The organism is Blautia caccae, from assembly GCF_040095955.1.
GTDB classification, from domain to species: Bacteria; Bacillota; Clostridia; order Lachnospirales; family Lachnospiraceae; genus Blautia; species Blautia celeris.
In genome coordinates this window covers 156380-169859 of sequence record NZ_JBBMFP010000006.1, presented here as the reverse complement: position 1 = coordinate 169859, position 13480 = coordinate 156380, and the positions used below count along the sequence as shown (strand labels likewise).

The 13480-nt window shown below is 49.6% G+C and carries 11 protein-coding genes; all 11 read left to right on the top strand.

Annotated features, from left to right (window positions below):
* Positions 1-22: 22 nt before the first annotated feature.
* The 11 genes from WMO65_RS08790 to WMO65_RS08740 all read left to right on the top strand — a co-directional run bounded on the left by WMO65_RS08790 (position 23) and on the right by WMO65_RS08740 (position 13029).
* Positions 23-1537 carry an HD domain-containing response regulator gene (locus WMO65_RS08790; RefSeq protein WP_148392734.1) on the top strand — a complete coding sequence of 505 codons (1515 nt, stop codon included), beginning with the start codon at positions 23-25 and terminating at the stop codon, positions 1535-1537.
* Positions 1534-3183, top strand: coding sequence for an AMP-binding protein (locus WMO65_RS08785; protein ID WP_033141779.1), 1650 nt, complete (start codon positions 1534-1536; stop codon positions 3181-3183). Before WMO65_RS08790 ends, WMO65_RS08785 begins: the two co-directional genes overlap by 4 nt.
* On the top strand, positions 3183-3434 hold the full coding sequence (locus tag WMO65_RS08780; RefSeq protein WP_033141778.1) for an acyl carrier protein: 252 nt from the start codon (positions 3183-3185) through the stop codon (positions 3432-3434). Before WMO65_RS08785 ends, WMO65_RS08780 begins: the two co-directional genes overlap by 1 nt.
* Positions 3435-3491: 57 nt before the next feature.
* Positions 3492-4358: an NAD(P)-dependent oxidoreductase gene (locus tag WMO65_RS08775; RefSeq protein ID WP_103731093.1), complete on the top strand. Its 867-nt coding sequence runs from the start codon at positions 3492-3494 to the stop codon at positions 4356-4358.
* A complete protein-coding gene (locus tag WMO65_RS08770; RefSeq protein WP_103731092.1) occupies positions 4345-4698 on the top strand; it encodes a hypothetical protein in 354 nt (117 codons plus the stop codon). Before WMO65_RS08775 ends, WMO65_RS08770 begins: the two co-directional genes overlap by 14 nt.
* Positions 4695-5984: a vWA domain-containing protein gene (locus tag WMO65_RS08765; RefSeq protein WP_148392733.1), complete on the top strand. Its 1290-nt coding sequence runs from the start codon at positions 4695-4697 to the stop codon at positions 5982-5984. The genes WMO65_RS08770 and WMO65_RS08765 overlap by 4 nt, the downstream gene beginning before the upstream one ends.
* Positions 5981-7534, top strand: coding sequence for an ATP-binding protein (locus WMO65_RS08760; RefSeq protein WP_148392732.1), 1554 nt, complete (start codon positions 5981-5983; stop codon positions 7532-7534). Before WMO65_RS08765 ends, WMO65_RS08760 begins: the two co-directional genes overlap by 4 nt.
* Before the next feature lie 89 nt (positions 7535-7623).
* Complete coding sequence (locus WMO65_RS08755; RefSeq protein WP_033141844.1) at positions 7624-9039, top strand: alanine/glycine:cation symporter family protein; 1416 nt, start codon at positions 7624-7626, stop codon at positions 9037-9039.
* Positions 9040-9452: 413 nt separating this feature from the next.
* On the top strand, positions 9453-11336 hold the full coding sequence (cooS, locus tag WMO65_RS08750; protein WP_033141773.1) for an anaerobic carbon-monoxide dehydrogenase catalytic subunit: 1884 nt from the start codon (positions 9453-9455) through the stop codon (positions 11334-11336).
* Positions 11337-11354: 18 nt separating this feature from the next.
* Entirely contained in the window at positions 11355-11801 is a 447-nt protein-coding gene (locus tag WMO65_RS08745; protein ID WP_033141772.1) for a 4Fe-4S dicluster domain-containing protein, read from the top strand.
* Between the two features lies 1 nt (position 11802).
* Positions 11803-13029, top strand: a complete 1227-nt coding sequence (locus tag WMO65_RS08740; protein ID WP_103732855.1) for an NAD(P)/FAD-dependent oxidoreductase — start codon at positions 11803-11805, stop codon at positions 13027-13029.
* Positions 13030-13480 lie beyond the last annotated feature (451 nt).

Here is a 13480-nt window from a genome sequence, read left to right as displayed (position 1 = left end):
GATTATTTGAGGTGAAGAAGGTATGCGAAAAAATAAGGCAGGACAGCAGAAAAATGGCTTCACCATGCTGGTTCTGGATGACGACAAGAATATTACGGACGCACTGTATTCCTATTTTGAATCCTCCGGCTATACTGTAGAGACGGAAAACGATCCGCTGGGCGCTCTGGAGAAGATGAAGAACAAATCCTATGATATTCTTTTGCTGGATTTTATCATGTACCCCATCTGCGGGGATCAGGTGGTGGCACGTCTGCGGCAGTTTGATACCAGAATTTTTGTGATCATGCTTACCGGGCACAGGGAGGTGGCACCGCCTCTGAACACGATCCGGGAGCTGGATATTCAGGGGTATTTTGAGAAAAGCGACCGTTTTGACCAGCTTGAACTCTTAGTGGAAAGCTGTGTCAAGTCCATCCGGCAGATGCGCACGGTCTACCGTTACCAGGACGGGCTGGGATCCATCTTAGGCTCCATACCCAGTATACATCAGCTTCTCTCCCTGGATGTGGTACTTGGAAGGATTCTGGGACAGATGCTGCTTTTGGGGGATAATAGGCACGGATTTGCCTGGATCAAGCCCAAAAGAATCATATCATCCATGCCTGTGGAAAATCTGCCGGATGATATTTTCCAGGGAAGCGGAAAATATGAAAAAAAACTGGAACAGTTTTTAAAAGAGGATTATCCGCAGCTTGAAAATGCTGTGCAGAAGGCGGGCAGCAGCGGGGATATTCAGGAGTTTGACGGACTTTTCCTGGTTCCGCTCAAGGCAAACCATGATATCTTTCTGGGAGTTTTGGGAATCGGACGGGATTCCGCCTATTCTGATGTGCAGCAGCGTCTTCTGGCTGTCTACGGGGAACAGGTCACCACAGCGCTTCACAACACGATCCTTCACATGCTTCTGAATATTAACAACAGAAAACTCAGTCTGACGTATTCCCGGCTGAAAGAGAGCTATATGCAGACCGTGGAGGCCCTTCGGCTTCTGGTGGATGCCAAGGATGATTACACCCGGGGGCATTCTGACAGGGTCTCCATGTACGCAGAGAAAATAGCCAAGAAGACAGGGATGGAAGAATCCCAGACAGAATGTGTCAGGTGCGCCGGACTGCTCCACGATATCGGAAAAGTAGGAGTCTCTGACGCAATTTTGTGCAAAGAGGATAAACTGACAGAGGAAGAGTTTGCCGTGATACGAAGACATCCGGAAATCGGAGGGAAGATTCTCTCCTGCATAGACATGTTTCACAATCTGGGAGAGATCGTGCGGGCGCACCACGAACGGATAGACGGCCGCGGATATCCGGACGGCCTGAGAGGGGAACAGATTCCCCCGGAAACGCGGATGATCTCCATTGCCGATGCTTTTGATGCCATGATGTCGGACCGTCATTACAGAAAACGACTTTCCCTGGCAAAAGCAAAAGAGGAGCTGGAAGCGGGGAAGGGCACACAATTTGACGCAGGGCTGGTGGAGGTTTTTCTGGAGCTGATAGCAAATGGTGAGCTGGGAGAACTGGAGGGGACATGAGACTGGATTATCCTTTAAACAATGTAAATACATATGAGACAGTCGGGGAATTTCTGCAGAAGGCAGAGTCACGCTTTGGGGACAGACCGGCGGTCACTGTCTATGACTGGGAGGGAAAGGAACACTGCTATACCTACCGGATGCTTGCAAGGGATGCAAAGGCGCTTGCGCTGGTGCTCCTGGATATGGGTATCGCAGGGAAACATCTGGCGATCGCAGGGGAGAACGGCTATGAGTGGCTTGTGATGTTTTTGGCCTGCTGTTCTGTGGGCGCTGTGGCGCTTCCTGTGGATGTGGAGCAGCAGGATGAGAAAATCCTGCAGTGCATCCGTTACGGTGACTCCTGCATGGCTGCCGTTTCCCGGGAATATGAATTTCTGTTTCAGGATTTTCCCGGTTGCCCTGTGCTCTGCCTGTGGGATGCTCACAGTGACAACAGCTTTCCCTCTCTTCTTTTAAGGGGATACGAGGCGCTTAAGAGCAGGGAGGAAGAGCTGAACCTTGCAATGGATAAAGTACAGGCAGATGAGACGGCTGTCATCATCTACACCTCCGGTACTTTAAGCAGTCCGAAACCGGTCATGCTCAGCCACGGCAATATTATGTTCAATGCCTGCCATGCCCAGGCACTGGTGGAGGCAGGGGATAAGGCATATACCTGCCTGCCTTTATATCATGCGTATTCCCTTGTGTGCGGTGCGTTAAATGTCCTGACACAGGGGCAGCATCTGGGATTGAACGGAAGTGTGAAGAACTGGATGCGGGACCTGCGCCTGTTTTGCCCGGAGATGATACTTCTGGTTCCCATGATGATGGAATCCCTGATCCGCAGCATCCGTCTGGAACAGAAGCGGGACGGCACGCGGGAGGAGGCAAAAAAGGCATTGAAAAGGTACCAAAGCCGGAAAAAATATCATCTGTCCTGCAGTCCTTTTGTGCACGATGCGTTAACCCGCGTTCTCGGGGATTCTGTCTCCCTTATCATCTGCGGAGGTGCTCAGCAGAACGAGCGGCTGGCCCAGGAGTTTGGCTGCTACGGAATCTGCGTGCTGCAGGGATACGGGGTTACGGAGTGCGGTCCTCTTATTTCCGTAAACAGAAACCGCAGACACAGGGAAAATTCCGTGGGCGTGCTGCTTCCAGAGACCAGAGTGAAGATCCGGGACGGGGAGATTCTGGTTAAGGGTCCGTCAGTCTTTAAAGGTTATTATAAAGCGGACGGGGAGACAAAAAAAGCATTTTCGGATGGCTGGTTCTGTACCGGAGATCTGGGATATATGGACAGGAAAGGGTTTCTCTACATTACGGGGAGAAAAAAGAATCTGGTGGTGTTCAGCAACGGTAAAAAAGTGGTGCCCGAGGAGTTGGAGGAGCTCATACTGCAGATCCCTCTTGTCAGGGAAGTGATGGTATATGGAGCCAGTAACGGGCAGACAGCCGATGATGTGAAGCTCTCCGCGGTCATTTACGCGGATCCGCAGAAGACCCGGGGCATGACAAGCTATGAAGTGCTGGAGCGGATTCAGGAGGAGATTTATGAGCTGAATAAAAAACTGCCTTTTCATAAAAGAATCCAGCTTATCCGCATGACAGAAGCGGAGTTTAAGAAGACATCCATCTATAAAATAAAAAGGGGGCGTTTTTGATGCGCAGTGAAGCTTACCTGTCTGTTATTGAAGAACTTGTTTATCAGGTGACCGGAATCAGCGAACTGACCCCCGATACGGATTTTATCAGGGATTTGGCGCTGAATTCTCTGGATGTGGCAAACCTTGTCTGTGCCTTTGAGGACAGGTTTCAGGTGGAAATCCCTGTGCGGGATGTATGGCAGTTGTCCCAGGTGCGGGATGTAATAGAATATATGCAGAAAAAAGCAATGCATAAAAAACAGGTGTAAATTTCCCGGAATTATGGTAAACTGTTATAAGTGAAAACCGAGAAGAGGTGTAAAAGAATGAAAAAAATAGGTTTTATCGGTGTGGGAGTCATGGGTAAATCCATGGTCCGCAACCTGATGAAAGCAGGATACGAACTGTCTATCTATACGAGAACCAAAGAGAAGGTGCTGGATATCATCGAGGAGGGAGCCGTATGGTGTGATACCGTAGCACAGTGCGTCAGAGACAGGGAGGCTGTCATCACCATGGTTGGCTATCCCGAAGACGTATGGGAGGTCTATTTTGGCGAGGCCGGAATCATAGCAAATGCCAGACCAGGAACCTATGTCATTGATATGACCACCACCAGCCCGAAGCTTTCCGTGGAGATTTATGAGAGAGCAAGGGATGCAGGGATTTACGCTGTGGATGCTCCGGTATCCGGCGGGGATGTGGGTGCAAGGCATGGCACCTTATCCATTATGGCCGGCGGGGATGAGGAAGCGTTTGAAGCCTGCCTGGAGCTGTTCAAATCCATGGGCAAGACTATTATCTACGAGGGAAAAGCCGGCAACGGACAGCACACAAAAGCTGCCAACCAGATTGCGCTTGGCGGTGTGATCGCAGGTGTGTGTGAGGCCATCACCTATGCCCGCGCCGCAGGCCTTGATGTACAGACTATGCTGGACAGTATCAGTCAGGGCGCAGCGGGAAGCTGGCAGATGAATAATATGGCACCCCGCATGATCAAAGAGGACTATGATCCGGGATTTTTCATCAAACATTACATCAAGGATATGAAGATCGCCCTGGAGGAGTCCGATGCCAGAAAGCTGACACTCCCTATTCTCATGGAAGTACTGGATATGTACAAGAAGCTGGATGAAAAAGGATTGGGTGACCTGGGCACCCAGGCTCTGATAAAATATTATGAAGAACAGTAGCAGGGAACAGGATGAGAAGTTCCTGTCAAGCAGGCAGGAGAACATCCGCCTTGCAATTGCTCTGGAGCGTTTTTTTGAATTATGCCCTGAGGACGGCCTTTTATATGAGCGGTACAGGGAATATCTGAAGAAGCGTTTCCGTCCTGCCATGGAAAAACTGATGAAAGCCAGGGAGACAGAGAAAGTAAAAGTTCTTTTTGGTTTGGATACAGTGACACCGGTGCAGATGGATGAACTTCTGGCACTGGCGCAGAAGTATGGAAGTACGGAAAGTGTTTTATGGCTTCTGTCAAAAAAAGAGGAGCAGTTCGGATTTGGCGGAAAGGATATGGAATTATGAGACAGGCAGAGGAAATTGCACAGGAAATCTGGGCATTGGCCAAGCAGGAAATTTCCTGCGCCTGTCCTTTTTTTGTGCTGGCATGCAGTTATCTGAAAACGGCAGCAGATGAAACATGTGCCTGCACCTGTACAGACGGCAGGGTGCTCCATTATTCTCCCAAAGCTGTTCTGACTGATTTTGCGGAAAAGGGCAGGAAATACATAAACAGAGTGTATCTGCACAGCCTGTTCCATTGCCTCTACCTGCACCCCGCAGACCGTGAGGAACGAGATGAGGAGCTGTGGAATTTGGCCTGTGACATAGTGGCAGAATATACGGTGGATTGCCTTGGCATGCCCTTCCTTACAGGGGAAGCCGGAAAAGAAAAAACGGAAGTTTACCGCCTGTTCTGGAAGGGGAAAAAATCCAGGACCGCAGCACAGATTTATGACATGCTGCGGGAGGGGGAGTTTGGAAAGAGCTGTACAGATGCCTGGAGAAGTCTGTTTTTTACGGACGGGCACAGTCTCTGGAGAATGCTTTCCAAGGGAGAGCTTGCCGGTATCCGGGATGTATGGGAAAAGGCAGCGGCATATACCAGCAGGGATGCGGGAAATGCCGGTAAGAGGGCAGGAAGTGAAAAAGGGAATAGGCAGGAATGGTATGAGCTGCAGCAAAAAAGAAGGTATGATTACCGGAAATTTCTGCGGCGTTTTGCTGTGCAGAGAGAGGAAGTCCAGCTCGATATGGAAAGTTTTGATTATATTTCCTATTGCCTTGGACTGTCTATGTATGGTAACATGCCACTGGTGGAGCCTCTGGAATATACAGAGGCATGCAAGCTTGAGGAAATCGTCATAGCCATTGATACGTCCAGCTCCTGTTCCCGGGAAATGGTACAGCGTTTTTTGGAAGAGACGTATTCCATGCTCAGTGAGAGAGAAAATTTTTTCAGGAAAATGAATGTCCACGTCATACAGTGTGACTGCTACATCCAGGAGGATGTGACCCTGTGCTGCGAGGAGGACTGGCGGGCTTATATGAAGCAGATTCGGATCCAGGGAAGGGGCGGCACGGATTTCCGCCCGGTATTTACTTATGTGGACAGGCTGATCAGAGAGAAAAAGATCAGAAATTTAAAAGGGCTTCTGTATTTTACGGACGGGGACGGCATCTATCCCGCCGGGAAGCCGGACTATGAGACAGCATTTATTTTAATAAAGGAGCCTCCGGGAAATGTGAAAATCCCTTCGTGGGCTATCCGTCTGTATCTGGATGAGAGAAAGGCAGGATCAGGAGTATGAATATCGGGCAGGCAAAACAGGAAATAGAAAATACCGTGCGGGCCTACACAAAAAAGAAGGCTGACGGAACTTACGCCATACCGGCTGTGCACCAGCGTCCGGTGCTTTTGATCGGTCCTCCGGGAATCGGCAAGACAGCTATAATGGAACAGGCTGCAGAAAGCCTGCAGATCGGCCTTGTGGCCTACACCATTACCCACCATACAAGGCAGAGTGCCATCGGACTGCCGGTCATTGAAAAAAGGCAGTTTGACGGAAAAGAATATACGGTGACAGAATATACCATGAGTGAAATTGTGGCGTCTGTTTACCGGTGCATGGAGCGGACGGGGTGCAGAGAGGGCATCTTGTTTATTGACGAGATCAACTGTGTCTCAGAAACGCTTGCACCCACCATGCTCCAGTTTCTTCAGTGCAAGACTTTTGGGAGCCATAAGATACCGGAGGGCTGGGTCATAGTGGCAGCGGGAAATCCTCCTGAGTACAACAAATCCGTAAGGGAATTTGACATGGTCACCCTGGACAGGATCAAGCGGATCGAGGTGACAGAGGATTACGGCGTATGGAAATGCTATGCCAGAGAACATGGGATACATGCATCCATTCCCGCATACCTGGATGTGCGGAGGGAGAATTTCTACCGCACCGAGGCAAATGCGGAGGGGCATTATTTTGTCACGGCCAGGGGCTGGGAGGATCTATCGCGGATGATGTATGTGTATGAGGAGCTTGGGATTCCTGTCACAGACGAGTTCGTGTTCCAATATATCCAGCAGCCGGAAGTAGCAAAGGATTTTACGGGATTTTACGGACTCTGCAGAAAATATCAGGAAGATTATGCGTTTTCTTCGCTTTTGGACGGGACTATGGATGATGCTGCGGTAAAGGAGAAAGAGGAACGGCTGAAAAGATCCGGTTATGATGAACGTATGGCGGTGATCAGTCTTCTTTTGGGAGCCGTGCATACAGCGCTTGCCCGGTATGATGCCGGTGAACGGGAGACAAAGGCCCTTTATGAGGAAGCCCGCAGACTGAAGAACGGTCTGGATGTTCAGGAGCCGGAAGAGGCGGCCCGGATGCTGGATCATGAAATGGAAAAGCGGCAGCGCGCACTGGAGATAAAAAAGGAAGCGGGACTGTACCGGGAGGATGAAGCGTATCTTGCCCGGTATGTGACAGACTGGGTAAGGCGTTATCTGTATGAGTGGAAAAAGGTGAGCAGCCGGCAGGAATGCACGGCTTCCTCTGTATTAAAAGAGATGTTTGAACAGGAAAAGAAAAAACTGGATGATGCAAGAGCAGATGTGCAGCGGCTTTTGGAGCGGGCTTTTGCCTTTGCCGGTGAGGCTTTTTCAGGCGGACAGGAGATGGCTGTGTTCACAGAGGAGATTTCCAGGGATGAGACAGTGATGAAGTTCATCTTGGAAAATGGCTGTAAGGCGTACCGGGAAGCAGGAAAGATCCTGCAGACAGAGAAGAGAGAGCGTGAACTGAAGGAGGAAATCCGGGAGTTGTCGGATTGTCTTCAGACAGGAGAAAACATTTTGTGATTTCATAAATATCCAAAAAAAGAAGATACTAAGTAACAATGCATTACCGTAAAGACGGACGGGCAAAGAACTGGAAAGGACAAAACAATATGCTGAATAATATTTTGACTCGTGTGAACGATTTTATGTACACCTACCCGTTATTGATACTGCTTGTGGGTGCCGGTGTGTATTTTACCGTGCGGACCCGCTTTGTACAGGGACGCCTGCTTGGCGAAGCTTTTCGCGTGCTGCTTGAAAAAGCGGAGGTGAAAGACGGCAAAAAACAGGTATCCTCTTTTCAGGCATTGATGATATCCACTGCCTCCAGAGTGGGAACCGGCAACATTGCCGGAATTGCCACAGCCATTGCTGCCGGAGGCCCCGGCGCTGTGTTCTGGATGTGGGTGATGGCTGTGATCGGCAGTGCATCCGCCTTTATTGAGAGTACCCTGGCACAGGTGTACAAGGTGAAAGATGGAAAAGACTTCAGAGGCGGACCTTCTTATTATATGGAGAAGGCGCTTGGGAAGAGATATCTCGGAATTATATTTTCGGTACTGCTGATCATCTGTTTTGCCTACGGGTTTAACGGGCTGCAGTCTTTTAATATGTCCTCTTCCCTGGAATATTATATTCCGGGGTATGCGGACAGTGTTTATCCGGCTGTTATAGGCGCCGTGCTGGCGGCAGCTACGGCTTTTGTTATTTTCGGCGGGGTCCACAGGATCGGATTTATCACTTCTGTGATCGTGCCGGTGATGGCGGGCGGCTACCTGCTCATGGGGCTTGCCACCATGGTGATGAATGCGGGAAGGATTCCTGAAGTCTTTGCGCTGATCTTCAGGGAAGCCTTTGACGGAAGGGCGATTTTCGGAGGGTTTGCGGGCAGCGCTGTGGTGATCGGGATCAAGAGGGGACTTTTTTCCAATGAGGCCGGTATGGGAAGCGCACCAAATGCTTCTGCCAGCGCAGCGGTGAGTCATCCGGCAAAACAAGGGCTGGTGCAGGTGCTCTCCGTGTTTATTGATACGCTGCTTATCTGTTCCGCCACTGCCATGATGCTGCTGCTTTCCGGTGTGGAAGGAAAGTCAGGGGTTTTGGATGGGATTCCCTATGTGCAGCAGGCTATTTCTGCAAATGTGGGGACGTGGGGGATTCATTTTATCACGTTTTCCATTTTTACGTTTGCGTTTTCCAGTCTGGTGGGGAATTATTATTATGCGGAGTCGAATATTAAGTTTATCAAGGATGATAAGAGGCTTTTGTTTGTGTTCCGGGTGAGTTGTCTGCTGGCAGTGTTTTTGGGGGCGCAGGCGGATTTTTCAGTCATCTGGAATGTGGCGGATATTACTATGGGGGGAATGGCTGTGCTGAATATTGTGGTGATACTGCTGCTTGGGGGGACGGCTGTTAAGGTGCTTCGGGATTATGAGGAGCAGAAGAAGAGAGGGGTTGAGCCGGTTTTCAGGGCTGAGGAATTGGGGATTGGGAATACGGAGTGTTGGGGGGAGGAGGGACTTTAAAATAGGGTGGCTGATGCCGGATATGGCTGATGCCGGACGCCGGACCTGGCCGCAGGTTTCCCTGTACGGACGAGAGCAGAGAACTTTCAAGCTAACACGTAAGCCGCACTAAGTTCATCGCCTTAGGGCTCTTCACTAAGTGCTTGCTAACGTGTGGATCTTGAGAGATTCTCTAAACGCTCTTAAACGTCCGTACAGGGAAACCTGCGGCCAGGTCCGGCTGTTTTTCTGGGATGGGACATATTGAAAAAATTGGGCGGCAGGTTTAGTAGTACGGATAAAAAGTGAGAAGAAAAATTTTTTACGGTTATACTTGACTAATTTTATCTAGATTGTTATAATATTAACAGTCAAGGAAATATTTAGGTAAAAGGATAGTTATTTAATTATTTATTTTTAGGAGGATATTTAAGATGAATCAGTGTTTTGGTTGTAACACATGTGCAAGTGCGGATAAGAAGCTGGAGGGGTATATCCGGGAGCTGCCGATGGAGACTTCGCATCACAGGGTGGAAGGACAGAGTACGAAGTGCGGGTTTGGTCTGCAGGGTGTCTGCTGCAGGCTTTGTGCAAATGGGCCTTGCAGGATCACACCTAAGGCGCCGAGAGGAATCTGTGGTGCTACGGCAGATGTGATCGTGGCTCGTAACTTCCTGAGGGCTGTGGCAAGCGGGTCAGGGTGTTATATACATATTGTGGAAAATACGGCGCTGAATGTGAAGAAGACAGCTATGGCAAAAGGGGAGATCAAAGGAGAAAAATCCCTGAAGAGGCTGGCTGAGATTTTCGGTGTGGAAGGCAAAGATAAATGGGAGACTGCGCAGATCGTTGCCCAAAAGGTGCTGGATGATCTGTATAAACCGGAATATGAGAAGATGGAGCTGGTTGAGAAGATGGCTTACGCTCCCAGATTCCAGAGATGGCAGGAGCTTGGAATCCTGCCGGGCGGCGCGAAAGGCGAGGTGTTCCATGGAGTTGTAAAATGCTCTACTAACCTGAACTCAGATCCGGTGGATATGCTGACAGATTGTCTGAAGCTGGGTATTTCCACAGGTATTTACGGACTGACACTGACGAATCTTCTGAATGATGTGCTGCTGGGTGAGCCGGAGCTCAGACTGGCGCCTGTGGGACTCAGGGTGATCGATCCGGATTATATTAATATTATGATCACAGGACATCAGCACACGATCTTTGTGGATCTGCAGGAGAGGCTGACTTCAAAGGAAGCTGTGGAGAAGGCAAAAGCTGCCGGTGCGAAAGGATTTAAGCTGGTTGGATGTACCTGTGTGGGACAGGATCTGCAGCTTCGCGGGGCGCATTACACAGAGGTGTTTGACGGTCATGCGGGAAACAACTACAGCAGTGAGGCTGTGCTGGCTACAGGCGGTATTGATGCGGTGCTCTCTGAGTTTAACTGTACACTTCCCGGCATTGAGCCTATCTGTGAGGAGCTGAAGATCAAACAGATCTGTCTGGATGATGTGGCGAAGAAGGCAAATGCAGAGCTGAAACCTTATGTGTTTGAAGAGAGAGAAAAACAGAGTGAAGAGATCATAGATGAGATCGTTGCGGCTTATAAAGCAAGAAGAGGCAGTGTGCCCATGAATCTTCTGCCGGAACATGGAAATGACAACACCCTTACAGGTGTCAGCGAAGTGTCCTTAAAGGAATTCCTGGGTGGTAACTGGAAGCCGCTGATCGATCTGATCGTTTCGGGTGATATCAAGGGTATTGCCGGTGTGGTTGGATGTTCCAATCTGACAGCGGGCGGCCATGATGTGCTGACAGTGGAAATGACAAAAGAGCTGATCGCAAAGGATATTCTGGTACTGACAGCAGGCTGTTCTTCAGGAGGTATTGAGAACTGCGGACTGATGACTCCGGAGGCTGCGAAATATGCAGGTCCGAAGCTGCGCGCTGTATGTGAGAAACTGAATATTCCTCCGGTATTGAACTTTGGACCATGTCTTGCGATCGGACGTCTGGAGATTGTTGCTACAGAGCTGGCAGAGGCAATCGGTGTTGATATTCCGAAGCTTCCTCTGGTACTGTCTGCTGCACAGTGGCTTGAGGAGCAGGCTCTGGCGGATGGATGCTTTGGCCTGGCTCTGGGACTGCCGCTGCATCTGGGACTGCCGCCTTTTGTGACAGGAAGCAAAGTGGTGACAAAAGTGCTGACAGAGGATATGAAATCCCTCACAGGCGGGCAGGTTATTATCAATGGTGATGCAAAAGAGAGCGCTGAGATTCTGGATAAAATTATCGAGGAAAAACGTGCAGGCTTAAATATCTGATACAGGGGGGATGCGGTTATGAAGAGAATTATGGTGGATGCCAGCAAATGTGACGGCTGTAAAAGCTGCTCCCTGGCCTGCATGCAGGCGCACCGGGAAACACCGGGGACAATTTACGACCTGGACGTGACAGACATTTCCAACGAGACCAGAAACTTTATATATAAAAATCCGCAGGGCGGCTATACTCCTATTTTCTGCCGCCACTGTGATCAGCCGGAGTGTGTGATGTCCTGTATGAGCGGGGCACTTACAAAGGATGAGAAGACCGGGCATGTGCTGTACAATGAGGAAAAATGCGGTTCCTGTTTCATGTGTGTCATGAACTGTCCGTACGGAGTTTTAAAACCGGATGAAAAGACGCATTTAAAAGTAATCAAATGTGATTTCTGCATTGACAAAGGCGAGGAACCCAGTTGTGTAAAAGCCTGTCCAAAAGAGGCTATCTGGGTAGAGGAGGTGTAGCATGGGATATGTGATTTTAGGCGTGGGTGCTGCGGGCATTACTGCGGCAAAGACCATCCGGAAAGCAGAGAAAGAGGCGGAGATCACCATGATCTCCACGGACCGACAGGTACATTCCCGCTGTATGCTGCACAAATATTTGAGCCATGAGCGGACAGCCGAAAAGCTGAGCTTTGTACCGGAAGATTTTTTTGAGACCAACAGGATTCACTGGATAAAAGGAAAAACCGTTACAGGTCTCGATACCGCCAAAAAGAAAGTTATATTGGAAGACGGCGGGGAAGTTCCCTATGATAAGCTGCTGATCGCCACAGGCGCTGAGAGCTTTATCCCTCCTGTGGGAAATCTGCGGGAAGCTGCCAATGTATTCGGGCTGCGCCATCTGCACGATGCGGAAGCAATTGATAAAATGGCAGAAAGCGCAGAGCAGATCGTCATCATCGGTTCCGGCCTGGTGGGGCTGGATGCGGCTTACGGTCTGATGGAAACAGGAAAGAAGGTATCCATTGTGGAGATGGCAGATCAGATCCTGCCTATTCAGCTTGATAAAACGGGTGCTCTCGAATATCAGAAACGTTTTGAGGCGGCAGGTGCTTCCTTTTACCTGGGAAGAAAAGCTGCTGAGACAAAAATGGATGAAAACGGCAGAATCACGGAGGTGATTCTTGACAATGGAGAGTCACTGCCGTGTGATATGGTGATCGTGGCGGCGGGTGTGAGAAGTGCCACCGCAGGTCTTGACGGTGAAGGAATCGTGGTTGACAGAGGCATGAAGGTCAATGATTATCTGCAGACCGGTGCTGCCGATGTCTATGCTGCCGGGGATGTGACAGGGCTTTCCGGTATCTGGCCCAATGCCCAGAAACAGGGAGAGACGGCTGCCCTCAATATGATGGGGGGAAATGTGGAATATGAGGATCGGTTTGCAATCAAGAATACCATTAATTTCTTTGGGCTGGTATCTCTCTGTGTAGGTCTGATCGTTCCGGAAACTACCGATGTGGTGATCGCCAGAGAAGATGCAAGCAATTATAAACGCGTGATAATCCGTGGCGGAAAAGTAGTGGGTGTGCTTCTTCAGGGAGATATTTCCCATGCAGGTATCTGGCAGTATCTCATTAAAAATGAGATTTCCATTTCAGGGATTGAAAAGGATATCTTTGATCTGAATTTCGGTGATTTTTACGGAATCAGAGATAATGGGGAATATACCTGGCGCACAGCGTGATGATGACCTGTGATTTTTATAAAAAAGGGCTTGACAAACTGAAGTTTTAACGGGTATACTTGGTGACATATACAGAAATGCTGTGATGGGAACAAGTAATCCCCGTGGGCTTCCACAGAAAGCTGCCGGCTGATGAGAGGCGCGGAAGGAAGCGGACGATGAATACCTCCCTGAGCTTCACACCGAACAGTGGTTATGCTGCGGACAACAGTGTAAGGCTTAAGTAGGCTGTGACGGAGTGGCACACGTTATCGTGCAGATGAGTATCGCCTTGTCAAAAGGCCGTACTTACTGAGGCAGACGATGTGAATCGTCTGTGAAAAAAGGTGGTAACACGGAAGCAGATACAGCTCCCGTCCTTTGTAAAGAGGACGGGAGCTTTTTATTGTGCGCAGGTGTGCGGATACCGCTTTCGTCCGGTTAGAATTTACAGATAAGTAAAGGAGAAAAC

What these genes read in the sequence shown, in the direction of transcription:
- WMO65_RS08790 (WP_148392734.1), top strand. Translation starts at nt 23, where the DNA reads ATGCGAAAAAATAAGGCAGGACAGCAGAAAAATGGCTTCACCATGCTG.
- WMO65_RS08785 (WP_033141779.1), top strand. Translation starts at nt 1,534, where the DNA reads ATGAGACTGGATTATCCTTTAAACAATGTAAATACATATGAGACAGTC.
- WMO65_RS08780 (WP_033141778.1), top strand. Translation starts at nt 3,183, where the DNA reads ATGCGCAGTGAAGCTTACCTGTCTGTTATTGAAGAACTTGTTTATCAG.
- WMO65_RS08775 (WP_103731093.1), top strand. Translation starts at nt 3,492, where the DNA reads ATGAAAAAAATAGGTTTTATCGGTGTGGGAGTCATGGGTAAATCCATG.
- WMO65_RS08770 (WP_103731092.1), top strand. Translation starts at nt 4,345, where the DNA reads ATGAAGAACAGTAGCAGGGAACAGGATGAGAAGTTCCTGTCAAGCAGG.
- WMO65_RS08765 (WP_148392733.1), top strand. Translation starts at nt 4,695, where the DNA reads ATGAGACAGGCAGAGGAAATTGCACAGGAAATCTGGGCATTGGCCAAG.
- WMO65_RS08760 (WP_148392732.1), top strand. Translation starts at nt 5,981, where the DNA reads ATGAATATCGGGCAGGCAAAACAGGAAATAGAAAATACCGTGCGGGCC.
- WMO65_RS08755 (WP_033141844.1), top strand. Translation starts at nt 7,624, where the DNA reads ATGCTGAATAATATTTTGACTCGTGTGAACGATTTTATGTACACCTAC.
- cooS (WP_033141773.1), top strand. Translation starts at nt 9,453, where the DNA reads ATGAATCAGTGTTTTGGTTGTAACACATGTGCAAGTGCGGATAAGAAG.
- WMO65_RS08745 (WP_033141772.1), top strand. Translation starts at nt 11,355, where the DNA reads ATGAAGAGAATTATGGTGGATGCCAGCAAATGTGACGGCTGTAAAAGC.
- WMO65_RS08740 (WP_103732855.1), top strand. Translation starts at nt 11,803, where the DNA reads ATGGGATATGTGATTTTAGGCGTGGGTGCTGCGGGCATTACTGCGGCA.